The organism is Sutcliffiella horikoshii (assembly GCF_020524325.1).
GTDB classification, from domain to species: domain Bacteria; phylum Bacillota; class Bacilli; order Bacillales; family Bacillaceae_I; genus Sutcliffiella_A; species Sutcliffiella_A horikoshii_D.
In genome coordinates, this window is the sequence record NZ_JAIVKY010000007.1 from 206782 (window position 1) to 232312 (window position 25531).

The following is a 25531-nucleotide window of genomic DNA, read 5'->3' on the forward strand; positions in this document are numbered from 1 at the left end:
CATTTACCCCTGCTGAAAAAATAAGCAGGGGGTTTTTGTTAATTTCAGCTATTTTTCGACAAAATCATTGTGTCGAATATAGGCGGATGGTATCAAATATTACGATTTGATAAAGTTTCATGCATTTTCATATATGAAAAGAAAGTTTTCGTGTAAACTAATAGCTAACGAAAATTTTTATGATTGGTAATAATTGTGTATAATAGACAATAGCACTTTTGGAAACCAACCTCGCCTTGAAGGGAGAACTATATGGAAAAGTTAAAAATCCTTGGTGGTAACAAGTTAAATGGAACCGTACGCGTTAGTGGAGCGAAAAATAGTGCGGTGGCTTTGATCCCTGCAACCATTCTAGCGGACTCGCCCGTCACGATTGAAGGGTTACCGCAAATATCAGATGTAGAGATCTTGAGCAGCCTGCTTGAGGAAATTGGCGGCAGCGTATCGCTTGAGGGTGAAGACCTAACCGTTGATCCTTCTAAAATGATCGCAATGCCTCTACCAAGCGGAAAAGTGAAAAAGCTTCGCGCATCCTATTACTTAATGGGAGCGATGCTTGGACGTTTCAAAAAAGCAGTAGTTGGATTGCCTGGTGGCTGTCATTTGGGCCCAAGACCAATTGATCAGCACATCAAAGGCTTTGAAGCGCTTGGAGCAGAAGTAACAAATGAGCAAGGCGCTATCTACCTGCGAGCAGAAGAGCTAAGAGGGGCGCGCATTTACCTTGATGTGGTAAGTGTCGGCGCAACGATCAACATCATGCTTGCGGCAGTGAAAGCAAAAGGCAGAACAATCATCGAAAACGCGGCAAAAGAGCCGGAAATTATTGATGTAGCGACCCTTTTAAGCAGCATGGGAGCAAAAATAAAGGGTGCGGGTACAGATGTCATCCGTATTGATGGAGTGGAGAGCCTTCACGGGTGCAAACACACCATCATTCCTGACCGAATCGAAGCAGGTACATACATGATCATGGCTGCTGCAACAGGCGGCGAAATGATCATTGACAATGTTATCCCAACCCACTTGGAGCCACTTATCGCGAAGCTTCGTGAAATGGGCGTACGCATCGATATCAACAATGACCAAGATCAAGTACTTGTCGTACCTGGCGAAAAACTGAAAGCCGTCGACGTGAAAACCCTTGTTCATCCAGGGTTCCCGACTGACCTTCAGCAGCCTATGACGACCCTTTTAACGAAGGCGGAAGGTACGAGCATCGTAACAGACACCATCTACTCAGCCCGCTTCAAGCACGTCGATGAACTGCGTCGCATGAACGGACAGATTAAAGTAGAAGGCCGTTCAGCTATTATCAACGGTCCGGTTCAACTGCAAGGTGCCAAGGTAAAAGCAAGCGACCTCCGTGCAGGAGCAGCTCTTGTCATCGCTGGCCTGCTGGCTGACGGCTTGACAGAAGTTACAGGTCTTGAGCACATCGACCGCGGCTACAGTCATCTGGAAGAAAAACTAGAAGGACTTGGTGCTACTATTTGGCGCGAGAAGCTGACAGAAGAAGAAATCGAACAAATGCAAAACTCATAAATAAAAAAGAAGGAATCCGCTGAGAAAATAGCGGGTTCCTTCTTTTTTGTAGATACCGCTTTCAAAAACCGACAAATGTGATATACTATTAACGAAAAGTATAGCACAATGCCGCAGGTTGCACAGATAGCCTAATGGCCTACCATAAAAAATAACTAGATTCATAGAATGCAAAGGGAGTGGAAGGAATGGAAAGAAGTTTATCCATGGAATTGATTCGAGTAACAGAGGCGGCGGCTTTATCTTCAGCGCGCTGGATGGGACGCGGAGATAAAGACAGCGCGGACGGAGCGGCTACTTCCGCCATGCGTGATGTGTTTGATACGGTTCCGATGAAAGGGACTGTTGTCATCGGAGAAGGAGAAATGGACGAAGCACCTATGCTTTATATCGGCGAAAAGCTTGGAACAGGCTACGGACCTCGCGTGGACGTTGCGGTTGATCCACTTGAAGGAACAAGCATCGTAGCATCTGGAGGCTGGAACGCACTGGCGGTACTTGCCATTGCCGACCACGGAAATCTGCTCCATGCGCCTGATATGTATATGGATAAAATAGCAGTCGGTCCCGCAGCAGTAGGGAAAATTGACATAAATGCGTCTGTCACAGACAACCTGAGAGCCGTGGCAGAAGCCAAAAATAAAGATATCGAAGACGTTGTGGCGGTTATTTTGAACAGACCTCGTCATGAAAAGATTATTGCAGAGCTGCGTGAAGCTGGTGCCCGTATCAAGTTAATTGATGACGGAGACGTTGCCGCAGCCATCAACACAGCCTTTGACCACACGGGTGTAGACATCCTGTTCGGTTCCGGTGGTGCACCAGAAGGCGTAATTGCTGCAGTGGCACTGAAATGCCTTGGAGGCGAGATCCAAGGGAAACTCCTTCCGCAAAATGAAGAAGAACTAATCCGCTGCCGCAAAATGGGTATCGAAGACATCGACGCAGTACTAAGAATGGAAGACCTTGTTCGCGGAGATGACGCCATCTTCGCCGCAACAGGCGTAACCGACGGCGAGTTGCTGCGAGGCGTGCAATTCAAAGGCACCAACGCCACCACCCACTCCGTCGTCATGCGTGCAAAATCCGGCACCGTCCGCTTCATCGACGGCCAACACAACATCAAGAAAAAACCAAACCTAGTATTCAAGCCTTAATTGAATACTAGGAAATATAGTAGCCCACCCAGTTGATTGAAGTGCAAGGTGAGAGACTCCAGCGGGGGGGAAAGGTAGCTTGAGACCCCACAGGCGAAGCCGAGGAGGCTCAAGCACCTTCCCGCGGAAAGCGAACACCTGGAACGCAAATCAACAGGGAGTCCAAGCTAAACCATAAATAAAACCGTAAATGGAATCTCCCCATTTACGGTTTTCCTATATACCAACGTCAAAAAAAACAAACACCTTCCGAATATTGTAATAGACAACAAGTCCCATTCGACACAAATAGGGGAAATACAAGAATATTCCCCAGAAAATAAATGAAATACTCAAAGCTTGTCTACAGAAAATAGTTGCTTAAAAGACCATTTTGTGGGTAAAATAAACAATACTACGAGTATTTATGCAAAATCTACCTTATATCTTCCTAGCGATTCTTCTACAATTTCTTCATAAGGAGAGTTTATCCCACAAACACGAGGGAAACGTCCTCACTTCCATTTCATTATCCTTAAAAAGTGCAGCGACTATTAAAATATTTCCCATCCTTCGAACTTAATTCGGCTTGAATCAGTGTTGGAAGACAAACAAACATTTATCCTTGGATCATAATCGTACTAAACAATTAAATGAATAGAGTGGTGTTTTCTTTTTATGGATTTAACTATTTCTCACTTAGAAACTTTAAAATTAAAAGAACTATATGAATTTGCCCGTCAGCATAAAGTATCTTACTACAGCAAACTGACGAAAAAAGAACTTATTTTTGCTATTTTAAAAGCTCAGGCTGAAAAAGACGGTCTATTGTTTATGGAAGGGGTACTAGAGGTCATTCAATCGGAAGGCTTTGGTTTCCTGCGTCCGATCAACTATTCTCCAAGCTCAGAAGATATCTATATTTCCGCATCCCAAATCCGTCGTTTTGATTTAAGAAACGGGGACAAGGTTTCCGGTAAAGTGCGCCCTCCAAAAGAGAATGAGCGTTATTATGGACTACTTCACGTGGAAGCAGTCAATGGTGATGACCCGGAATCTGCAAAAGAGCGTGTCCATTTCCCGGCATTGACTCCTTTATATCCAGACCGTCAAATTGTGCTAGAAACAAAGCCAAAAGGCCTTTCTACGCGCATCATGGACTTAATTGCTCCGGTAGGTTTTGGACAGCGTGGTCTAATCGTTGCTCCACCTAAGGCTGGTAAAACGATGCTGATCAAGGAAATTGCGAACAGCATCACAACGAACCATCCTGAAGCTGAGCTTATCGTCCTATTAATCGACGAGCGACCAGAGGAAGTAACAGACATCGAGCGTTCCGTTGCTGGAGACGTTGTAAGCTCCACGTTTGACGAAGTGCCTGAAAACCACATTAAAGTTGCAGAACTAGTTCTAGAGCGTGCCCTGCGCCTTGTAGAGCACAAACGTGACGTTATCATCTTGATGGACAGCATCACACGTCTGGCGCGTGCTTACAACCTCGTTATCCCGCCAAGTGGACGTACACTTTCCGGTGGTATCGACCCGGCGGCATTCCACCGTCCAAAACGTTTCTTCGGTGCTGCACGTAACATTGAAGAGGGTGGAAGCTTGACTATTCTTGCGACTGCACTAGTCGATACAGGTTCCCGTATGGATGATGTTATCTATGAGGAATTCAAAGGTACAGGTAACATGGAGCTTCACCTTGACCGTCAACTTGCAGAACGTCGCATCTTCCCGGCTATCGACATCCGTCGTTCCGGTACGCGTAAAGAAGAATTACTTATCCCGAAAGACCACCTGGACAAGCTATGGGCGATCCGTAAAACGATGTCAGATTCTCCAGACTTTGCAGAGAAACTATTGCGCAGACTTCGCCAATCCAAAACAAATCAAGAATTCTTTGAAATCCTCGAAGAAGACCAAAAAGCAGGAACGGCAAAACGCTAATAAAATAAAACTCAAACGTACCCTTGCCATTATGGGGTGCGTTTTTATATAATGTTTTCGAATTAAAGGTAAAAGTTTAATTGGTGGCAAGGGATGAAGACACTTGGAGTTGAGAAAAACCCTTAAGAGTGTCTTCATAAGGTGAATGAAGACATTTTCAGTCAAAAATATAGTTCCAAAGTGTCTTCATGAGTTGGATGAAGACACTTTCAGCCCAAAATGTGACTTTTAATTGTCTTCATCTGCATTTTTCATCCACTTCTCTATTCGGAAGAAATTCCCTATGCAACACTTAAATATAACTCCAAAAGTAATCTTGCAAAACGTGTCATTAGTTGATATAATTTCATCAGTGTGTTTTTAAGATAAGTGATGGCGGCTAAACATGGCTGGTATCATTTGAATGATAACTCTGTTTCGAAAGACTCAGGGCGAAAAGGAGATGACAAGAATGAAAGCTGGAATTCATCCGGATTACCGTAAAGTTGTATTCATGGACATCAACACTAGTTTCAAATTCATCACAGGTTCTACGATGAAAACAAACGAAACTATTGAATGGGAAGACGGTACTACTTACCCTCTAATCAAAGTTGAGATCTCTTCTGATTCTCACCCATTCTACACTGGACGTCAGAAGCATGCTGCTGCTGATGGACGTGTTGAGCGTTTCAACAAAAAATACGGCCTTAAGTAATAAAGTAAAACAGGCAGGTTATCCTATATCTTGCCTGTTTTTTTACTTCCATTTACATAAACTAGTGCTTAGAATTCGTTTTTTTACGACCGCTAAGCACTTTTTATACGTAAAATTATCAAAAAGGAGAGGCCGTATATGTATGTAATGAAGCATTCCGGTTGGGTGGAAGCGATCTGTGGCAGCATGTTTTCAGGCAAGTCTGAAGAGCTGATTCGCCGCATGAGACGTTCCCAATTTGCCAAACAGGAAATTCAAGTATTTAAGCCAGCCATCGATAATCGTTATAGTGATGAATCGGTTGTATCTCACAACGGGACATCCATTATCGCACTGCCTATTCCGAGTTCTCAAGCAATCCTTGATAAGGTGCAACCTGAGACGGAAGTTGTCGGCATCGATGAAGTGCAATTTTTCGATGATCAGATCGTAGAAGTGGTGCAGGAGTTGGCGAACAGAGGCTATTGTGTGATTGTAGCTGGACTGGATCAGGACTTCCGTGGAGAGCCGTTCGGGAAAATGCCGGAGCTATTGGCGATCGCAGAATCCGTCACAAAGCTGCAAGCGGTATGTGCTGTCTGTGGATCCCCTGCAAGTCGAACGCAACGTTTGATCAATGGAGAACCGGCTTGCTACGATGACCCAATAATTTTAGTGGGCGCTTCGGAATCATACGAACCTCGCTGTCGTCATCATCATGAAGTTCCTCACAAAGTATCTGTACTGCAAGAATTGAAAAAATAAATATTTCCTAAATTTAGTCCGTAAATTAAAAAAGAAAGAGGATACGCTAAGAAACAGGAGGTGTTTGCATGAAACATGCAGTCCTGTTATTGGTGATATGCTCTTTTTTTATTAGTGGATGTAGTGGCGAACAACGCTTCGGGGCAAACGAGGATTTTGACGGAGAACGCTTGATTGGTGTCAAAAACGATGAACAAGACGGTTTCTATAAACGAGACCTCGACACAGAAGACTACAACACCAATCAAAATCCGAACTTCCTTGATCTCTCGGAAAACCGGCCTGACTACGGAGACGACGAAAGTAAATTCGCTGAAGTGATTGAGCTGAATAGCGACCTCAAACCGGGTCCCGTCTACATTACTGGTGACACAGCCAGAGTCACTGCTTATGCTCCAAGCGGCATTTCAAAAAAAGAAAAGAAGCGTGTGCAAAGAGAGCTCAAAGAAAAATTCCTTGAGGTCACTCCCCGCTATCACGTGAAACTGACCATTAAAGAAAGATAAGCTCAGCTCGTTCTGATTTTTCGGGACGGGTTTTCTTTTTGGGGCAGTGGCAGGATTTCCATCATGTTGATTTTGACGCACCACCTAACCTATACTATAATTAGAATGTTGTAGATATAAAAATAATTGCAGATTTTTCTGTATACATTTATAGAGGTGAATGCACGTGTTTGATCGTTTGCAGGCAGTAGAAATGCGTTACGAGAAATTGACGGAGCTATTGAGTGATCCGGAAGTCATCAGCGATACGAAAAAGCTGCGCGAGTACTCCAAGGAGCAGTCTGATATTCAGGAGACTGTCGAGGCTTACCGTGAATACAAGGCTGTCAAAGAACAGTTGGATGATGCAAAAGCGATGCTTGAGGATAAATTGGATGCCGATATGCGCGAGATGGTAAAAGAAGAGATCTCTGAGCTTGAAGAGCAACAGGAAAGCTTGGCAGATCGCCTACATATTCTTCTTTTACCGAAGGACCCGAACGACGACAAGAACGTAATCATGGAAATCCGCGGAGCTGCGGGTGGAGATGAAGCGGCGCTGTTTGCAGGCGATCTATACCGCATGTACAGCCGATATGCCGAGGCTCAAGGCTGGAAAACAGAAGTGATGGAAGCTGCGTCCACAGGCGTTGGCGGATACAAGGAAATTATTTTCATGATTACAGGGAAGGGTGCATACTCCAAGCTGAAATTTGAAAATGGTGCCCACCGCGTGCAACGTGTTCCTGAGACGGAATCAGGCGGACGCATCCATACTTCCACAGCGACGGTAGCGGTATTGCCTGAAGCGGAAGAGGTAGAAATCGAGATTCATGACAAGGATATCCGTGTGGATACATTCGCATCTAGTGGTCCGGGTGGACAATCCGTTAACACCACGATGTCCGCGGTACGATTGACGCATATCCCGACCAACACGGTTGTTTCCTGTCAGGATGAGAAGTCACAGATTAAAAATAAAGAAAAAGCGATGAAAGTTCTTCGTGCCCGCGTGTACGATAAGTTCCAACGTGAAGTACAAGCTGAATATGATGCGAACCGTAAGCAGGCGGTAGGTACAGGTGACCGCTCCGAGCGTATTCGTACGTACAACTTCCCGCAAAATCGTGTAACCGACCACCGCATCGGCCTAACCATTCAAAAACTTGACCAAATCCTTCAAGGAAAGCTTCAAGAAGTTATTGATGCTTTAATCATGGAAGATCAAGCGCTAAGAATGGAACAGATGGAAAAATGATGAAGGCCATGAAGGTGTACGAAGCCCTGAACTGGGCTTCTTCTTTTTTAAAAAAGAATGATCGCGACGAAAATGCGGGAGAATTGTTGTTGCGACACCATATGAAACTGGATCGGGCTCAGCTTTTTAGTAGAATGCAAGAAATGATGCCGATGGAGACGCAAAGTTCTTTCATCTTCAACGTTCATAAACATGTTGCCGGAATCCCGGTGCAGTACTTGATGGGGAAAGAAGAATTCTACGGCCGCAGCTTTTTTGTCAGTGAAGAGGTGTTAATTCCAAGACCTGAAACGGAAGAGTTGGTCGTTGGGGTGTTGGACCGCGTGAAAAACCATTTTGCCGGGCGTTTAGGTTCTGCTGATGAAAAATTGAGCGTCGTGGACGTGGGAACAGGCAGCGGTGCAATTGCGATTACACTTGCTTTGGAAAATAGCTTACTAAATGTGCATGCAACGGATATTGCAGGTGAATCGCTGGAAGTTGCAATGGACAATGCAGAAGCATTAGGAGCGGAAGTAGCGTTTCTACAAGGTGACTTACTGCTACCATTCATTGAGCAAGATATCAAAGTCGATGTGGTTGTCTCCAATCCTCCTTATATTCCTCAGAAGGAGTATGAAGGGTTGTCAACGGTGGTGAAAGATTTTGAACCGTATCGTGCATTGGTTGGTGGTGTTTCCGGTTTGGAGTTTTATGAGCGGTTTATGGACGAGCTTCCAAAAGTGCTGAAGGAACGGGCCATTGTGGCGTTTGAAGTAGGCATGGGACAAGGAGAAGCCGTAAAAGTGTTGCTGGAAAAGACATTTCCTCAAAGTACGGTGGAGGTTGTATTGGACATCAACGGCAAAGATCGCATGGTTTTTGCACTGATTGGGTGATGTTTTCTTTTAAATAGGAGGAGGGAGCTGCACCTTGCTTCTGTTTGGTGGGTAGGGCAAGGTGGTACTGTTTTTCAGAGTATGGAAGTTGATTTTAAGCTTCCATTATTGCTCCGTCTTCCTGTTGAGGTCTGGCAAGTGTCAGGCCTCTATTTGTTTTTTCTTCCACAAATTTCACAAATGCTTGACGGATTTCTTCTATCTTTTCCGCGGTGCACAAATTAATTAATTGAGACAGATTCGAATCATAAGAAATGGTGCGATGGTAATGGTGGTAAAATGCTTTACCGCTCATCCATCGGCCGCCTACCAAAATTTCAAACACGATAGGAATGCTGATGTGATTGAATGCACTCTGCATTTCACCAATGCGGAATGCCTCAATATTGCAAGTGAACGATCTCATAAAGCCTATCTCCCTTTCATAAAAATTACGCAACTTAAAGTAACGCGTCCTGTACATATACCCGTCTCAAACAGACCTCAAACCCGTAAACTAGCAAACTACCAAAAGTGAGCATATCGGGTTCGGAGGGGTTTCGCCGTGGAGAGCGAAAAACCTTTAGGGGTCTGACCCCATATTTTTCGACAAATCAACGCAAACACTCCACGCACACGGGCTTTCGACAGGAGGGGGGATTCTCCTGCTGGGGTCTGACCCCTTTTTTAAATTTTAATTTTCTTTTCTCTCTCAATTTTTTTGCATTTTAGTAGTTTAGGATTTTTATTTTTTGCCTAGACTGGTTGCTAGAGGGGAGCTGGGGGAAATGTTGAAGAAAAATATAATTACTTTATATATAGTGTTACTTTTTGTGGGGGCTTATCTTTCGCTTTTGGGAGAGCAGGCGACGGCTGGTGCGAATGTGAAAAATGGTGCGATGGTAATTCCGGATGAGGCAATCAGGCTTCGAATTCTAGCAAATAGCGATAGTGAACAGGATCAGGAGCTAAAGCGAAAGATTCGTGATCGTGTAAATGAAGAAATCACAGTATGGGTAGAAGGATTGACTTCCATGGAGAATGCCCGCGAAGTGATTACTGGAAACATGGATCAAATCGAAGAAATCGTAGAAGAGGTAATGGCAGAAGAGGGTGTTGTTCAATCGTATAACGTGGATTTCGGCAGAGTGGATTTCCCGACAAAAATGTACGGCAAATTCATTTACCCTGCGGGAGATTATGAAGCAATCCTTATCACCCTTGGAGAAGGTACTGGAGCGAACTGGTGGTGCGTATTGTTCCCGCCATTATGTTTCTTGGATTTTTCAAACGGAGAAGCAACGGCAAGTCCTTTTGAGCAAGCGGAAGAGAAAACAGCCGAAGAGACAGCTGCAGTTACTGCATCAACTGCGAAGACGGATACAAAAGAGGACACACAGGACTTTCTGGTGGATGAAGAGCCAGAAGAAGTGGAAGTGGAATTCTTTCTAGTAGAGATCCTATCATCCCTATGGAATAAAATTACGGCTTAAGGTTCTACTTTTTCATCTCTCTTAATAGAGTAGTATTAGAAAACTACTAGATGAGGTGAAAAAAAATGAAAGTATTGCGGTCAGCAACACAGGACGATCTTTGGGCATTGCAAGTATTTTTAAGAAGAGCAAATATCAGTATCGTGGATCTAGAAGATAAAATAGAGGATTTTATCATTCTTGAAGAAGAGAATGAGGGAATTTGCGGAACCATCGGAATAGAAGAGTACGGAAATGCGGGGCTTTTGCGCTCGCTTGTAATTGGTCCGTCCGTCAAACAGTTTCAGTTATTGCAAATGTTTGAACATACACAGCAGCATGCACGAAAAAAAGGATTAGAGCAGCTCTACCTAGTTACCAACAAAAATAACTTCATCGAATTTTTTGAACTGCTCAACTTTTATCCACAACCTATCCACACCGCACCGCAAACCATGCTCGCATCCGACTTCTTCCAAGAAATCACCCAACAAGAAGGCTGCACACTGATGGTGTGTGAGTTAAGGGGTCAGACCCCTTAGCAGTAAGGTAACGCATTAACGCGGAGCGGGTCAGACCCCTTATTAACAAGGTAACGCATCACCGCGGTGATGTTCAGACCCCTTTTTGGTTCTTTTTTGTGTTAAATCCACATTACCCACAGAGTTATCCACGGTTTGGTGAGGCTTTATCCACAGTTTGTGGATAAGGCTTGTGTTATTTGTGGAAGTTATTTATACTTTCAGGAGAAATGCTTACATATTCACATGTTAATAGATTTTAGAATGAGGGATTGTAAATGAATACGAAATTATGGGCTGTGGATAAGGGAGATCCAATTAAATATAGTTATCCACAGATTATGGAAGCAGCCAGCTTACTTAAAGAAAATGAAGTAGTGGCTTTTCCGACGGAGACGGTTTATGGTCTTGGCGCCAATGCCTTGTCAGATCAGGCTGTATTGAAGATTTTTGAAGCGAAGGGACGTCCCAGTGACAACCCTCTTATTGTGCATATATCGAAGATGGAACAACTAACAGAGCTTGTGGATAACGTTAATGTACCGGAGTCTGCACATCAACTAATGAATGCTTTTTGGCCTGGTCCGCTTACACTTGTCCTTCCAAAGAAAGAAGGAGTGTCGCAATATGTGACGGCAGGACTTGAAACGCTTGCTATCCGTATGCCTGATCATGCGGTGGCGCGTGCGCTTATAGAGACTTCGGGGTTGCCACTGGCCGCTCCGAGCGCCAATTTATCAGGTAAGCCAAGTCCGACAACGGCGCAACATGTGGAGGAAGATTTAATCCACAGGATTGCCGGAATTGTGGATGGCGGGGCAACAGGTGTTGGCCTTGAGTCTACAGTTGTGGATTGCACGACAGAGACACCGATGATTCTAAGGCCGGGCGGTGTGACGAAGGAAGAACTGGAAAGAGTTGTGGGTAATGTGGACGTAGACCCTGCTTTATTTTCCCAAGAAGAACTGCATAAACCTAAATCGCCAGGGATGAAATACACCCATTATGCGCCAATTGCACCCGTATATCTGGTGGAGGGAAGTGCAAGTTTCATGGAGCAAACGATCAAGGAAGCTCGACTTAAAGGCCGGAAGGTAGGGGTTCTGGCAACAGAAGAAACCATCGGCCAAATTCAAACCACAGAGATCATCGCTATTTCCTGTGGCACTCAAAAAGACCTTGCAACAGTAGCAAGCCAGTTATATGATGGCCTTCGCGCTTTCAATGCGACCGAGGTGGACGTCATTTTCAGCGAAACCTTCCCGAGAACGGGAGTGGGTGCGGCGATTATGAACCGACTCGAGAAAGCCGCTGGACATAAGTTTATTAAATAATCAAAGGACCTCTAACGCAAGGGGTTCTTTTTTGTTCTTCTATTCCCGAGGGCTTGTGCATATCTTGAAGTAGACAAGTCCTAAGGGGAGGCAGAGCATGGGGATTACGTTTGGGGAATTTATGACGCTATTATTGATGGCCATTGCGCTTGGGATGGATGCTTTTTCGGTTGGGCTTGGGATGGGCATGATCAAGCTGAGATTGCGCCAGATCTTTTACATAGGAGTTACGATTGGAGTTTTTCATATTTTTATGCCGCTCGGTGGTATGGCGGTCGGCAAGCTACTGTCACAGGAATTCGGGTCGATTGCGACGCTCATTGGTGGGCTGCTCCTTGTGTTCCTTGGCTTGCAGATGATGTTTTCTTCTTTTAAAAAGGAGGACGGGCCGATGATTTCACCGGTCGGTGCGGGGTTATTCGTTTTTGCGCTGAGTGTGAGTTTGGATAGTTTTTCGGTGGGCCTTAGCCTTGGGATATACGGGGCAAGAACATTGTTAACCATCTTGCTGTTTGGTGCGGTTAGCATGCTGTTAACGTGGATGGGTCTTATTTTCGGGAGGAAATTGCAGGGGTGGCTCGGGTCTTATAGTGAGGCACTTGGAGGCAGTATTTTACTGGGGTTCGGCATTAAACTATTGTTTTTTGTGTGAAAAGAAAAGGCCTCCATGGGTCTTTTTTTATTTTATCCTCTTTAAAAGTCTTTCGTTATGCCGACATAACTAGAGAGAGGGTCTTTATGACTAGTTTTGAATGGAGTACACCAAGTTATGATGACTATTTCTGCCTTCTTTTCGTTTATAATAAAAAGAAAAAGGAGGAGTCAGGAATGAATGTATTATTTGTGTGTACGGGGAATACGTGTCGAAGTCCAATGGCTGCCGCAATCTTGGCAGGCCGTGATATAAAGGATGTCGAGGTGAAGTCTGCTGGTGTATTTGCGATGCCGGGCAGTGAAGCTTCAAGCCAGGCGCAAGCGGTCTTAAAGGAAAAGGGACTGCCGGTTGAGCATCAATCTTCCCAGGTGTCAGACGAGTTGATTGAGTGGGCGGACTATATTTTCACCATGACGGCACAGCATAAAATGTTGCTGGAAAACAGCTACCCGGAAAGCTTGGGGAAAACCTATACCTTAAAGGGGTTTGCAGAGCAGAGTGGGGAAGTAATGGATCCGTACGGTGGCTCAGTGGAGACGTATCGCGCGACATTCGAAGAGCTTCAAAACGTCATAGAGTCCATAGTGGAAAAAATAAAATAGCACTCATGCAGGCTGGCATAAAGAAGCGAGATTTCTGTGCGGACCATGCATGGAGGAGGAAGTACGATGGGGGAAAACGGGAAATATAAGTTTGGCTTACGCTACAAGCTCGTGTTGTTTACCACGATTTTAGCGGTCATCACGTATACGGTCAGTGGCTTTTTCATCTATTTTTTAGTAGATTATGTGGAAGGATTTATGGGGGCTGGCCTCTTTACCATCCTTACATTGGTTCTTGGGATTGTATGGTCTGGGATTCTTGCTTTTTTTGCAGCAAAATATATCACCAAACCGTTGCATCAGCTGGAAGAGGTTGCACAAAAGGCGGCAAATGGGGACTTGTCGGAGGATGTACCGGTTTCCAATTCGCGCGATGAGATCAGTGCGGTCGGGGATGCGTTCAACCTCATGTTATATAACCTGCGCGACATGGTAAAAACCATTAACGAAACGTTTGAGAAAACGAATGAAAAAGTGGAAGAAATAAGCGAGGTGTCCATGCAGGCTTCTGAACAGGCAGAAAACATCTCTTATACGATTGAAGAGATTGCCAGAGGTGCAGAGAGTTCCGCTGCTTCCATTCAAGATACGGCAGAATCGGTAGAAGAAGTCATTAAAATTGCCGATGAGGTCCACTTAAAAGCAACGTCCTCGCAGCAGCTTTCAGAAGAAATGGTGAAGGATCTGGATGAAAGCAAGGAAGTTATTCATTCTTTAGTTTCTGGAATTCAGAAGCTGGCTAACGAAAACCAGACGTCCTTAAAAACGGTGGAACGACTTGAAAAGAATGCAAAAGAAGTAGAAAATATCATCTCACTTGTTGGTGATATTGCCGGTCAGACGAATCTTTTAGCTCTAAATGCATCGATTGAAGCGGCGCGGGCCGGAGAGCATGGACGCGGATTTGCGGTCGTGGCCGAAGAGGTTCGTTCCTTGGCAGATGAAAGCGCCAAAGCGGTGCAAGGAATCTCTGAACTAATCAAAAACATTCAAGAAGAAGTGAAAAACGTTGTTACGCAAATCACTGGTCAGGTGAAGGCTGCGAATGTGGAAGCGGAAAAAGGTACTGCGACAAACACGGTCATTGCGGAAATGACCAACTCCGTATTGGAAGTTGCAGCGTCCGTTAAGCAAATCGCAAGCCTTGTGGACCGCCAGATGGACAGCATCCAAACGACGGCGCGTCAATCTCAAGAGGTGGCGGCAATTGCCGAAGAAACCTCTGCGGGAGCGGAAGAAGTAACGGCGACCACGCAAGAACAGGCAAGCATGATCGCTGATGTCGAGAAGATATCCCAGGAGCTTGCTGGTCAGGCGAGCAACTTGAAGCGCATGATTTCGAGGTTTAAGGTGTAATAAGGTTTTTGGGGTAAAAATTAGCTTGGGCACTTAGTTGCCCAAGCTTTTTTACATATTGGAGCTAAGTAAGGAAGTCGTGAACAACCTAATGGATTTTTTCGCAATAGACGGGTAAGATGTAAATAGGAAAAAATCATTCGAACAGGGGATGAAATTATGAGAGTAGCAATTGCATCAGATCACGGTGGCATCAACATTCGTGAGGAAATTAAAGGATTAATGAAAGAGTTGAATATAGAGTTTGAAGACTTCGGGTGTGAATGTGAAACGTCTGTCGATTACCCGGATTATGCACAACCTGTAGCGACAAAGGTTGCAGCGGGCGAGTTTGACCGCGGAATTTTAATTTGCGGGACAGGAATTGGCATGTCCATTGCAGCCAATAAAGTGAAGGGCATTCGTTGTGCACTTGTGCATGATATGTTCAGTGCGAAGGCGACGCGCGAACACAATGACAGCAATGTGTTGGCAATGGGAGAACGTGTAATCGGCCCTGGACTTGCCCGTGAAATTGCAAAGATTTGGCTGACCACTGAGTTTGAAGGCGGACGCCATGAGAACCGCGTAAATAAGATTCATCAGCTGGAGAAGTAAGAGCTGGTTTGAGGAAGGCGGGGGAAGAGTATAATGATGCAAAATGACTGGAAAGAACAGTTGCAACAGGTGCTGAACGACCTGCAGGACCAGGCCGAATTGAAAAAAGGACAGCTTCTAGTTGTAGGCTGCAGCACAAGTGAAGTGATTGGGGAAAAGATAGGAACAGCAGGAACGGAAGGTGTGGCAGAAACACTTTTTGCCGTTTTGAAAGAGTTCCGTGAGCGGACAGGAGTGGAGCTTGCTTTTCAATGCTGTGAACATTTGAACCGAGCGCTGGTTGTTGAGCGGGAAACGGCTTTGAGGCGGGGGTTAGATGAAGTAATGGTTATACCTGTCCGACAAGCAGGCGGTGCAATGGCATCACACGCTTTTCACCACATGGAAGATGCGGTCATGGTCGAACACATCAAAGCCGACGCGGGCATCGATATCGGAGACACGCTAATTGGGATGCACCTCAAACACGTCGCAGTCCCAGTCCGCAGCGCCGTCAAATCCGTCGGCAACGCCCACATCACCATCGCCCGCACACGCCCTAAACTCATCGGCGGCGCAAGAGCAACCTACGAAATCCCCACTAAAGAAACAAGATAAAAAACGCGGGTCCGGCCCCTTCGACATGGATGATGAAAATCCTGCGGGGGTCTGACCCCTTTTCGTTCTTTTTTTCTCAACCTTTTTTCTCATTTCACGAAAGTTTTTTGAGGTAAGCGCTATCAATCTTCCTTTTCTGTTTCTATCTATTGTCCATCGTGATAAAATGGAGGAGGTAAAGGTTGAAAAGCCGAATGAAGTTGTTTTTAAAATTTGATGTTCATACTTAAAGGGGGATTCCGAAAGTGAAATTAGCACAACAGGATCAGCAATTGTTTCAATCCATCCAGGATGAGTTAGCAAGACAACGCACGAAAATTGAGTTGATTGCTTCTGAGAACTTTGTGAGTGAAGCGGTTATGGAGGCTCAAGGATCTGTACTGACGAATAAATACGCAGAAGGGTATCCAGGTCGTCGCTATTACGGTGGTTGTGAACACGTAGATGTAGCGGAGAACATTGCCCGTGACCGTGCGAAGGAAATTTTCGGAGCCGAGCATGTAAATGTTCAACCACACTCTGGTGCCCAAGCGAATATGGCAGTTTATTTTACCATTCTAGAACAGGGCGACACGGTCCTTGGGATGAACCTTTCCCATGGCGGCCATTTAACGCACGGCAGTCCGGTTAACTTTAGTGGTATTCAATATAATTTTGTGGAGTACGGAGTGGACAAAGACTCTCATACTATCAATTATGAAGACGTTGCTGAAAAAGCAAGACTGCACAAGCCAAAGTTGATTGTTGCAGGTGCAAGTGCTTATCCGCGCGCCATTGATTTCGCGAAGTTCCGTGAAATCGCTGACGAAGTGGGAGCTTACTTGATGGTCGATATGGCGCATATTGCCGGCCTTGTTGCTGCTGGACTTCACCAAAATCCGGTACCTTATGCGGATTTCGTTACGACAACAACCCATAAAACATTGCGTGGACCTCGCGGTGGGATGATCCTTTGCAAGGAAGAATGGGCGAAGAAAATCGATAAGTCCATTTTCCCTGGCCTTCAAGGCGGTCCGTTAATGCATGTTATCGCAGCTAAAGCGGTTGCGTTTGGAGAAGCATTGCAACCGTACTTTAAAGACTACGCACAAAAAATCATCGACAATGCACACCGTTTGGCAGAAGCGTTGAAAAACGAAGGTCTTTCTCTTGTTTCAGACGGAACGGACAACCACCTTTTACTTGTGGACGTACGCTCTCTTTCCATCACAGGAAAAATTGCGGAGAAAGTGTTGGATGAAGTGGGCATCACAGTGAACAAAAACACGATTCCTTTCGATCCGGAAAGCCCATTTGTAACGAGTGGAATCCGTATCGGTACGGCAGCTGTCACAAGCCGTGGCTTCTCATTGGAAGATATGGATGAAATTGCGTCTATCATTGCCTTCACGTTGAAGAATCATGAAGACGAGGCGAAACTTGAAGAAGCAAAAGCTCGTGTGGAAGCAGTTTCTGGAAAATATGAATTGTATCCTTCTTTAGGATAAAGGTGTACGGGGGAGAGGTCTGAGGTTAGACCTCTCTTTTTTGTGGAAAATAACTTGAATCAATCCCGCTTTTTCTGTAGAATCAATGGAAGTGTGATTTGAGAGCCGGATAAGACTATTTTAAAAACGCCGGCTAGACATGATAAAAGGAGAGATTTCGAATGGCAAAAGTGTACGTATTTGATCACCCGTTAATTCAGCACAAACTTACATACATCCGCGACAAAAATACAGGTACGAAAGAGTTTCGTGAACTAGTTGATGAAGTGGCAAGTTTAATGGCATTCGAGATTACCCGCGACCTTCCGCTTGAAGAAGTGGACGTGGAAACACCAGTTTCAGTTTCAAAATCAAACGTTCTAGCAGGGAAAAAGCTAGGTATCGTTCCAATCCTACGTGCTGGTCTTGGCATGGTAGAAGGAATGCTGAAATTGATTCCTGCGGCAAAAGTTGGACATGTCGGCTTATACCGCGATCCAGAAACGCTTCAACCTGTTGAATATTATGTGAAATTACCATCCGATGTGGAAGAGCGTGAGTTGATTGTTGTAGATCCAATGCTTGCAACAGGCGGATCTGCAATCGAAGCAATTCACTCCCTGAAAAAACGTGGCGCGAAAAACATCAAATTCATGTGCTTAATCGCTGCCCCTGAAGGTGTGGAATTACTTAAAGAAGCGCACCCAGACGTAGATATCTACATCGCAGCACTTGATGAAAAACTTAACGAAAAAGGCTACATCGTCCCAGGTTTAGGTGACGCTGGCGACAGACTATACGGAACGAAATAAGTGACTGGCTGTTTGGAGATGGATGTGATCTCTAAGCAGCCTTTTTACTGTTATTTAGTGGGAATATATGGATTCTCGATAATTTGACAGGTTTTTTTGTATACATCTCCGGTTTATTTGACTATTTCCCCTGTTTATTTGACTAATTGAGCCGCTTATTTGACTAATTCACCTCAACTCTCCACCTATGCATAATCCCTCACCAATAACAAATGCTACATATCAGAGGTGAAGGACGTGAAATCAAGGAAATTATTATTTTGTATCGTACTTACTGTGCTGCTACTGACATCAACACTAGTGCAACCGCTAAAAAATACAACAGCCGCCATGAACACTCGCACAAGCGACACATTACATACAACCAACGAAACTCAAACACCCAAATACCCAAAACGGCCGCCACTTCCGGTAAGCAAAGGTAACGAACTGGAGGAACAGACGGTTATATTAATCGTGGAGGAGAACAGCCAAAACGCCATTCAAAACTTAATCCAACAACAATATCCTAATTTGAAAATAAAACGGACATACACGGCCGTATTTAAAGGATTTGCCGTCCACGGACCGCTCAAAGATCTGGAAAAGCTCCAAAAGGAAAAAGGAATTTTAGAAGTTTCTCCTGTCACCAACTACACCCCAAATCTTGACGAAAGTGTGCCATTTATCGGCGGCGGAGAGAAGATGCAACGTCTCTATGACAAAGATGGAGAACGTCTCACCGGAAAAGGCGTGAAGGTCGGAATCATCGACACTGGAATAGATTACACCCACCCAGACCTCCGGGACAATTATGCAGGTGGCTATGATTTTGTGGATGAGGATAAAGATCCGATGGAAACAAAGCGGTCGCAAGGAATGCCAACTCTGCACGGAACACATGTCGCCGGGATCGTCGGGGCGAACGGGCATCTACATGGAGTGGCGCCAGAAGCGGAACTAATTGCGTATCGGGTCCTTGGTCCAGGCGGGCACGGTTCAAGTGAGCACGTCATCGCCGCTATCGAAATGGCCATTCATGACAAAGTGGACGTGCTGAATTTATCGCTTGGAAACACCATTAATGGGCCGGATTGGCCTACAAGCCTTGCGCTCAATAAAGCGGTAGAACATGGTGTCGTTGCAGTCACTTCAAGTGGCAACTCCGGTCCAAACCTTTGGACGGTCGGATCCCCCGGGACCTCGTCTGAGGCAATCTCGGTCGGTGCTTCCACACCGCCGCTTCACATTCCACATCTGTCTCCTATTTTTTCAAAAAGAGAGATAGAAATGCTTCCGCTGCAGGGATCTCTGCCATGGGACTTTCCAACCAAGCCGATGGGTATGGTGTATGCAGGACTTGGGGAAGAAGAAGATTGGGAAGACAAGAAGATAGAGGGAAAAATAGTGCTCCTCGAACGCGGCAAGATTCCTTTTTCGGAAAAAGCACATCATGCAAAGATGCGCGGTGCGGCTGGTGTAGTCATCTACAATAACCTCGAGGGCAATTTTACAGGTACATTAGAAGTGGAGATGGACATCCCGGTTGTTTCCATTTCTAAAGAGGACGGCCAATTTTTAAAAAAGCATTTGAAAAGAAATTTCTCCATGGTGAAGACGAAATTCAAATGGCATAAGGACGACATTGCTAGCTTCAGCTCTCGCGGGCCGGTGACACATACGTGGGAGATCAAGCCGGATGTGGTTGCACCAGGTGTGGCGATTGACAGTACAATTCCTAACGGTTACCTCGCCCTTCAAGGGACAAGCATGGCCGCACCGCATGTGGCAGGGGCAAGTGCACTCATCATCCAGGCCCATCCCGATTGGACGCCAGCTCAGGTGAAGGCAGCACTGATGAATACGACAAAACCTCTCGTAAAAGAAGACGGCACAGGTTATTCCGTTCTAGAACAAGGAGCAGGACGCATTCAGCTGGAAGAAGCCATCAAGACGAACAGCCTTGTGTATCCCGGTTCCCTTAACTTCGGAATGCTGGAAAAGAAAGATACCCGTACGCAAAAAGAAATTCTGATTACGATTGAAAACGTCTCTGATAAAGAGGTCACTTACTCCATAGAAGCACCTAAACAACAAAAAGGTGTCCAATGGAAGACGCCAATCACCTTCACGCTAAAACCAAAAGAAAAACGCGAAACCAATATCACGCTCGACATCACCCCGACCCAGCAGAAGGCAGGGATGCACGAGGGAGAGGTCATTGTCAACGCGGACAGCCAGAAGATTCGTCTACCTTACCTCTATATAATAGAAGAACCGGATTACCCTCGGATCATGGGCTTCCAGTTTGGTTATGGAGATAAGGAAGGGGAGTACCAATACGAGGTGTATTTGCCGGAAGGTGCCGAGGAGCTGGGCATAGCCCTTTACGAAGCAGACACTCTCCACTTCATCGACTATCTTGACTGGGAACGGGACCTGCCGCGCGGGTTATTTAAAAATCAAATCCCAGCAGATCGGGTGAAAGTGAAGGGACTGGTCAAAGCAGTTGTCTTTGCGAAGAAGCTGGACAAGGAAGACACGGTGGTAGCGGATCTCTACTTTGAGTAAGAAGGGCCTAAGCGAACAGACACTAAGACCGAATGAGCCGCCGTGCCTGTCCCCTCAACCCCCCAAGGGACATTTTTGTCGAACCCTGTCAAGCAACACAACCTGAAACTACCGAATAGTCACATAATGTTCACAATCGACAAACTTAACCTATATGTCATCTGTGATAAAATAATGTTATACAACAGCCGAATGAGGAAACCTGTTCATCATTTGGCTGTTTTTTTCTGGAAAAATACATAGCAAAAAAGCTGGTTCAAAGAGAAATCTTACCAACGAAAAGAATGTCGATTTTTCCTTAGAACACATTGACATTGATAAAGTGCTATTGTATGCTTACAAAGGGTATAAAATGATAGGGTTTTCATAGGTTTTTAAAAACCAATTTTATACATATTTAGCATCGATTTATCAGCAAGACCTCAAGTTTTTTACCGCATGTAAAACGGGGTGTTTTCTATGGAAGATAAACGCCGCCCATTCCAAGCAATGGCTTTGATGTCCGGAATCCTTTCCTACTTAGTTGGTCCCACCTTAGTTGGATTATTTGCAGGGAGATGGCTGGATGGAAAAATTGGTACTGAACCATTGTTCCTTATTATTGGACTTCTTTTAGGACTAGCAGCAGGTGTGATGGCAGTATTATACTTGGTCCAAAAATTCTTCTCAGGAGAGTCATAAATATGCCTGAATCAACCGAACAGTTTATGAGGCATATGAAGTATTTCTTATTTTTTCTTGCCTTTTTTGTATTAGGATGGGGATTCACCTCCCATCAAGAATGGTTCCTGGGCTTAATCCTTGGGACAGTGATAAGCATGTACAGCCACTGGTTACTGCATAAGAAAGTGAAGAAGTTCACGGAAGCGGTTGCCGAAGGGCGAAAAGCTGTCACATTAGGTTCTTTTTCAAGAATGGCCGCCGCAATACTCGGTGTGGTCATCGCTATGAGATATCCAGAAACTCTGAATCTCTACGGCGTTATCATAGGGATTATGACATCCTATATTGTCATTATCATAGATTCATTTGTAACACTCTTTAAAGCAGTGGGGAAGAGAGGTGAGTAGTGTTGGGTCACAGTGCTCCTATAGCGACACTTGATTTGTTTGGTTATGACCTTCATTTCAACTTGTCGAATATTATGATGACTATTATAACAGCCTTAATCGTGTTTCTTATCGCAATACTTTGCACAAGAACACTTGCTTTGAGACCTACCGGAGCCCAGAACTTTATGGAATGGTTGGTTGACTTTGCAAAAGGTATCATTAACAGTACCATGGATTGGCAGACAGGAGGCAGATTCCTTTCATTAGCTCTGACCATACTTATGTATGTGTTTGTAGCAAATATGCTAGGGTTGCCATTTGCGATCATCCTTGGTGATGAACACACTTTATGGTGGAAATCGCCGACAGCAGATCCTGTTATTACGCTTAGTCTCGCGGCAATGGTAGTAGCATTGACGCATTATTATGGGATTAAGATGAAAGGCTTTAAGGAATACGGGAAGGACTTCTTCAAACCGATGGCGTTCTTATTCCCACTTAAGATCATTGAAGAATTTGCTAACACATTAACGCTTGGTCTGCGTTTATACGGGAATATCTTTGCAGGGGAAATCTTGCTAGGATTACTTGCGGGACTTGCAGTTAACGGTTATCAAATGGGCTTCATGTCCGGAATTATTGGAACAGTCGTTGCTATCATTCCTATGTTAGCTTGGCAAGCATTCAGTATTTTCGTTGGTACCATCCAAGCATTTATCTTCACCATGTTAACAATGGTTTATATGGCACACAAAGTGAGTCATGACCATTAATTTATAAATTTTTAATAACCAAAAAAAACTTTTTTTAAACATAAGGAGGAAATTATCAATGGGTCTTATAGCAGCAGCAATCGCAATTGGTTTAGCAGCACTTGGAGCAGGTATTGGTAACGGATTAATCGTAAGTCGTACAGTAGAAGGGATCGCTCGTCAACCTGAGCTTAAATCTACTCTTCAAACTACAATGTTCATCGGGGTAGCACTAGTTGAGGCTGTTCCTATCATCGCAGTAGTTATCGCGTTCATGGTTATCGGTGGTTAATTAACTGCCCGAATAATTCTTAGCATCAATAATGGCGAAGTCCGTCTCACACGAGAACCTTCGCCTTTCCTTTAGTATGAACAACTTTTCAAAAAATCTAGCCAAGGTGCCCTTTAGGTGCTTGTGCTTTTCTTATGTATTCCTCGAAGGGAGTGAAAGCATTGTATAGCTTAGATCACTTAGTGCTTGGTGCAGGATCCCTAACTTTAGGAGATGCACTATTCCAGTTAATCACATTTTTAATCTTACTATATTTCCTTAGAAAATTTGCTTGGGATAAGCTTGTTGGAATGATGAAGCAACGTGAAGATCACATTGCAAACGAAATTACAGCAGCAGAACAAAGCAATGTAGAAGCAAAAGGTCTTGTAGAAGAGCAAAAAGCTCTTTTAAAAGAAGCTCGCACGGAAGCTCAGGCTTTAGTGGAAAGCGCGAAAAAGATTGCAGAAGATCAAAAAGCAGATATCGTAAGAGCTGCTCAAGAAGAGTCTGCACGTCTTAAAGAAGCGGCAAGAAAAGAAATCATTCAGGAAAAAGAACAAGCAGTTGTTGCTTTGCGTGAACAGGTTGCTTCCTTGTCCGTATTAATCGCTTCTAAAGTGATTGAAAAAGAACTAAACGAAAAAGATCAGCAAAAGCTTATCGATGATTACGTGAAACAGGTAGGCGAAGTGCGATGAGCAAAAACGGAGTAGCAAAGCGTTATGCATTAGCTCTTTTCGACTTGGCAAAAGAAAACAATCTTTATGCCCAGTTTGATGCAGAGCTTGCAGAAGTAAAAAAGGTGTTTTTGAACAACAAGGAACTTGACATTGTTCTAAGCAACCCGAAAGTACGCAAAGACTCTAAAAAGCAAATCGTCCGTGAGGCATTTGCTTCCGCATCACCATTTATCGTAAACACGTTACAGCTTTTAATAGACCGTCACCGTCAAGGTATCGTAGTGGATATGATTGACGAGTACAAAGCACTTTCTAACGAAGCCCTTAATGTGGCTGACGCAAAAGTGTACTCTGTTCGCGCATTATCTGACGCAGAGCAGGCTCAGCTTTCCGCTGTATTTGCAGCTAAAGTTGGGAAATCTTCTTTAAACATCAGCAATATCGTAGATCCATCATTAATCGGCGGCTTGAAGATTCGTATCGGCAACCGTATTTTCGATGGAAGTGTTAGTGGAAAATTAGAACGTCTTGGACGTCAACTTACAACGAATAGATAGTAGATAGGGGTGAAATTCATGAGCATCAAAGCTGAAGAAATTAGTGCGCTGATAAAAAAGCAAATCGAAAACTATCAGTCTGAAATCGAAGTTAGCGATGTAGGTACTGTTATCCAAGTTGGGGATGGTATCGCTCGTGCTCATGGTCTCGACAACGTCATGGCTGGAGAGCTAGTTGAATTTTCTAACGGAGTTATGGGTCTTGCCCAAAACTTAGAGGAAAACAACGTCGGTATAGTAATCTTAGGACCTTATACTGAAATCCGCGAAGGCGATGCAGTTCGTCGTACAGGCCGTATCATGGAGGTACCGGTAGGTGAACAACTTATCGGCCGTGTAGTAAACGCATTAGGACAACCAGTTGATGGTTTAGGTCCAATCGAAACAAACAGAACTCGTCCAATTGAAGCACAAGCTCCTGGTGTTATGGATCGTAAATCCGTTCATGAGCCACTTCAAACAGGTATCAAAGCGATCGATGCGCTTGTACCAATCGGACGTGGACAACGTGAGTTAATTATCGGAGACCGTCAAACAGGTAAAACATCTGTTGCGATCGATACGATTCTTAACCAAAAAGACCAAGACATGGTGTGTATCTATGTTGCCATTGGTCAAAAAGAATCTACAGTTCGTGGAGTAGTTGAAACTCTACGTAAGCACGGTGCACTTGATTACACAATCGTTGTAACTGCATCTGCATCTGCACCAGCTCCAATGCTATTCTTAGCACCTTACACTGGAGTAACAATGGGTGAAGAATTCATGTACAACGGCAAGCACGTTTTAGTTATCTATGATGACTTAACAAAGCAAGCTGCTGCATACCGTGAACTTTCCCTACTTTTAAAACGTCCTCCAGGTCGTGAAGCATATCCTGGTGACGTATTCTACCTTCACTCCCGCTTACTTGAGCGTGCAGCGAAGCTTAGTGATGCAAAAGGCGCTGGATCTTTAACAGCTTTACCGTTCATCGAAACACAAGCTGGTGACGTATCTGCCTACATCCCGACAAACGTTATCTCCATCACTGATGGACAAATTTTCTTACAATCAGACCTATTCTTCTCCGGTGTTCGTCCTGCGATCAACGCTGGTCTTTCCGTATCTCGTGTTGGAGGATCCGCTCAAATCAAAGCGATGAAAAAGGTATCAGGTACATTGCGTCTTGACCTTGCATCTTACCGTGAGCTAGAAGCGTTCGCGCAATTCGGTTCTGACTTAGATAAAGCGACTCAAGCAAAACTTAACCGTGGAGCTCGTACGGTTGAAGTACTTAAGCAAGGCTTGAACAAGCCACTTAAAGTAGAAAAGCAAGTTGCGATTCTTTACGCTCTTACAAAAGGTTTCATCGATGATGTTCCTGTACAAGATGTAACTCGTTTCGAAGACGAAATGCTTACTTGGTTAGAGCACAACCGTAAAGAACTTTTAGAAGAAATCCGTACAACTAAAGGATTACCAAGCGACGAAGCAATGGCTGAAGCACTTAATGCATTCAAAAAGACTTTCGTAGCTACTGAAAAGTAATAGATCGACATAGTGAGTTACACCATGCGATGGAGGAACCCGAACCAACCTT

27 protein-coding genes are annotated in these 25531 nt (G+C 44.6%); 26 read left to right on the forward strand and 1 reads right to left on the reverse strand.

Annotated elements, in window-relative coordinates; genetic code table 11:
* Positions 1-252: 252 nt before the first annotated feature.
* The 8 genes from LC091_RS09950 (at position 253) to prmC (ending at position 8693) form a co-directional block, all read left to right on the forward strand.
* A complete protein-coding gene (locus LC091_RS09950; protein ID WP_226681863.1) occupies positions 253-1545 on the forward strand; it encodes a UDP-N-acetylglucosamine 1-carboxyvinyltransferase in 1293 nt (430 codons plus the stop codon).
* 188 nt (positions 1546-1733) lie between these two features.
* Entirely contained in the window at positions 1734-2702 is a 969-nt protein-coding gene (gene glpX, locus LC091_RS09955) for a class II fructose-bisphosphatase (protein WP_226681864.1), read from the forward strand.
* 657 nt (positions 2703-3359) lie between these two features.
* Positions 3360-4631: a transcription termination factor Rho gene (gene rho / locus LC091_RS09960; RefSeq protein WP_226681865.1), complete on the forward strand. Its 1272-nt coding sequence runs from the start codon at positions 3360-3362 to the stop codon at positions 4629-4631.
* A 451-nt stretch (positions 4632-5082) separates the two neighbouring features.
* Positions 5083-5328, forward strand: a complete 246-nt coding sequence (locus tag LC091_RS09965; RefSeq protein ID WP_010200435.1) for a type B 50S ribosomal protein L31 — start codon at positions 5083-5085, stop codon at positions 5326-5328.
* Between the two features lie 138 nt (positions 5329-5466).
* Positions 5467-6072 carry a thymidine kinase gene (locus LC091_RS09970; protein WP_226681866.1) on the forward strand — a complete coding sequence of 202 codons (606 nt, stop codon included), beginning with the start codon at positions 5467-5469 and terminating at the stop codon, positions 6070-6072.
* A gap of 68 nt (positions 6073-6140) precedes the next feature.
* Positions 6141-6578, forward strand: coding sequence for a hypothetical protein (locus tag LC091_RS09975; protein ID WP_226681867.1), 438 nt, complete (start codon positions 6141-6143; stop codon positions 6576-6578).
* 166 nt (positions 6579-6744) lie between these two features.
* Complete coding sequence (gene prfA, locus LC091_RS09980) at positions 6745-7815, forward strand: peptide chain release factor 1 (RefSeq protein WP_404819677.1); 1071 nt, start codon at positions 6745-6747, stop codon at positions 7813-7815.
* 8 nt (positions 7816-7823) lie between these two features.
* Positions 7824-8693, forward strand: a complete 870-nt coding sequence (gene prmC, locus LC091_RS09985) for a peptide chain release factor N(5)-glutamine methyltransferase (protein WP_226682389.1) — start codon at positions 7824-7826, stop codon at positions 8691-8693.
* A 94-nt stretch (positions 8694-8787) separates the two neighbouring features.
* Here the strand turns inward: prmC and LC091_RS09990 are convergent, their stop codons facing one another.
* On the reverse strand, positions 8788-9099 hold the full coding sequence (locus LC091_RS09990) for a hypothetical protein (protein WP_226681869.1): 312 nt from the start codon (positions 9097-9099) through the stop codon (positions 8788-8790).
* A 361-nt stretch (positions 9100-9460) separates the two neighbouring features.
* On the opposite strand from LC091_RS09990, the gene spoIIR reads away from it, so the two are divergent.
* The 18 genes from spoIIR to atpA all read left to right on the forward strand — a co-directional run bounded on the left by spoIIR (position 9461) and on the right by atpA (position 25479).
* A complete protein-coding gene (gene spoIIR, locus LC091_RS09995; protein ID WP_226681870.1) occupies positions 9461-10165 on the forward strand; it encodes a stage II sporulation protein R in 705 nt (234 codons plus the stop codon).
* A 65-nt stretch (positions 10166-10230) separates the two neighbouring features.
* Positions 10231-10686: a GNAT family N-acetyltransferase gene (locus LC091_RS10000; RefSeq protein WP_226681871.1), complete on the forward strand. Its 456-nt coding sequence runs from the start codon at positions 10231-10233 to the stop codon at positions 10684-10686.
* A 257-nt stretch (positions 10687-10943) separates the two neighbouring features.
* Positions 10944-11999: an L-threonylcarbamoyladenylate synthase gene (locus LC091_RS10005; RefSeq protein ID WP_226681872.1), complete on the forward strand. Its 1056-nt coding sequence runs from the start codon at positions 10944-10946 to the stop codon at positions 11997-11999.
* Between the two features lie 97 nt (positions 12000-12096).
* Positions 12097-12651: a manganese efflux pump MntP gene (locus LC091_RS10010; protein WP_226681873.1), complete on the forward strand. Its 555-nt coding sequence runs from the start codon at positions 12097-12099 to the stop codon at positions 12649-12651.
* Positions 12652-12827: 176 nt separating this feature from the next.
* Positions 12828-13256 (forward strand): low molecular weight protein arginine phosphatase, encoded by a 429-nt coding sequence (locus LC091_RS10015; RefSeq protein ID WP_226681874.1) that lies wholly within the window; start codon positions 12828-12830, stop codon positions 13254-13256.
* A gap of 66 nt (positions 13257-13322) precedes the next feature.
* The gene (locus LC091_RS10020; protein WP_226681875.1) at positions 13323-14612 is read left to right on the forward strand and encodes a methyl-accepting chemotaxis protein; all 1290 of its coding nucleotides are present in this window, start codon (positions 13323-13325) and stop codon (positions 14610-14612) included.
* A gap of 159 nt (positions 14613-14771) precedes the next feature.
* A complete protein-coding gene (gene rpiB, locus LC091_RS10025) occupies positions 14772-15209 on the forward strand; it encodes a ribose 5-phosphate isomerase B (RefSeq protein WP_226681876.1) in 438 nt (145 codons plus the stop codon).
* A gap of 33 nt (positions 15210-15242) precedes the next feature.
* Positions 15243-15806 carry a TIGR01440 family protein gene (locus tag LC091_RS10030; RefSeq protein WP_226681877.1) on the forward strand — a complete coding sequence of 188 codons (564 nt, stop codon included), beginning with the start codon at positions 15243-15245 and terminating at the stop codon, positions 15804-15806.
* Positions 15807-16051: 245 nt separating this feature from the next.
* Positions 16052-17293 carry a serine hydroxymethyltransferase gene (locus LC091_RS10035; RefSeq protein WP_226681878.1) on the forward strand — a complete coding sequence of 414 codons (1242 nt, stop codon included), beginning with the start codon at positions 16052-16054 and terminating at the stop codon, positions 17291-17293.
* Positions 17294-17454: 161 nt separating this feature from the next.
* Positions 17455-18084 (forward strand): uracil phosphoribosyltransferase, encoded by a 630-nt coding sequence (gene upp / locus LC091_RS10040; RefSeq protein WP_226681879.1) that lies wholly within the window; start codon positions 17455-17457, stop codon positions 18082-18084.
* 237 nt (positions 18085-18321) lie between these two features.
* The gene (locus LC091_RS10045) at positions 18322-20634 is read left to right on the forward strand and encodes a S8 family serine peptidase (RefSeq protein WP_226681880.1); all 2313 of its coding nucleotides are present in this window, start codon (positions 18322-18324) and stop codon (positions 20632-20634) included.
* Positions 20635-21093: 459 nt separating this feature from the next.
* Positions 21094-21315, forward strand: a complete 222-nt coding sequence (locus LC091_RS10050) for an AtpZ/AtpI family protein (RefSeq protein ID WP_226681881.1) — start codon at positions 21094-21096, stop codon at positions 21313-21315.
* 2 nt (positions 21316-21317) lie between these two features.
* The gene (locus LC091_RS10055; protein WP_226681882.1) at positions 21318-21704 is read left to right on the forward strand and encodes an ATP synthase subunit I; all 387 of its coding nucleotides are present in this window, start codon (positions 21318-21320) and stop codon (positions 21702-21704) included.
* A 2-nt stretch (positions 21705-21706) separates the two neighbouring features.
* Entirely contained in the window at positions 21707-22459 is a 753-nt protein-coding gene (atpB, locus tag LC091_RS10060; RefSeq protein ID WP_060664616.1) for a F0F1 ATP synthase subunit A, read from the forward strand.
* 58 nt (positions 22460-22517) lie between these two features.
* On the forward strand, positions 22518-22730 hold the full coding sequence (gene atpE, locus LC091_RS10065; RefSeq protein ID WP_088019733.1) for a F0F1 ATP synthase subunit C: 213 nt from the start codon (positions 22518-22520) through the stop codon (positions 22728-22730).
* 134 nt (positions 22731-22864) lie between these two features.
* Positions 22865-23410: a F0F1 ATP synthase subunit B gene (gene atpF / locus LC091_RS10070; protein WP_187441956.1), complete on the forward strand. Its 546-nt coding sequence runs from the start codon at positions 22865-22867 to the stop codon at positions 23408-23410.
* Positions 23407-23949: a F0F1 ATP synthase subunit delta gene (locus LC091_RS10075; RefSeq protein WP_226681883.1), complete on the forward strand. Its 543-nt coding sequence runs from the start codon at positions 23407-23409 to the stop codon at positions 23947-23949. Before atpF ends, LC091_RS10075 begins: the two co-directional genes overlap by 4 nt.
* Positions 23950-23967: 18 nt before the next feature.
* Positions 23968-25479, forward strand: a complete 1512-nt coding sequence (gene atpA, locus LC091_RS10080) for a F0F1 ATP synthase subunit alpha (protein WP_148987220.1) — start codon at positions 23968-23970, stop codon at positions 25477-25479.
* Positions 25480-25531: the final 52 nt, after the last annotated feature.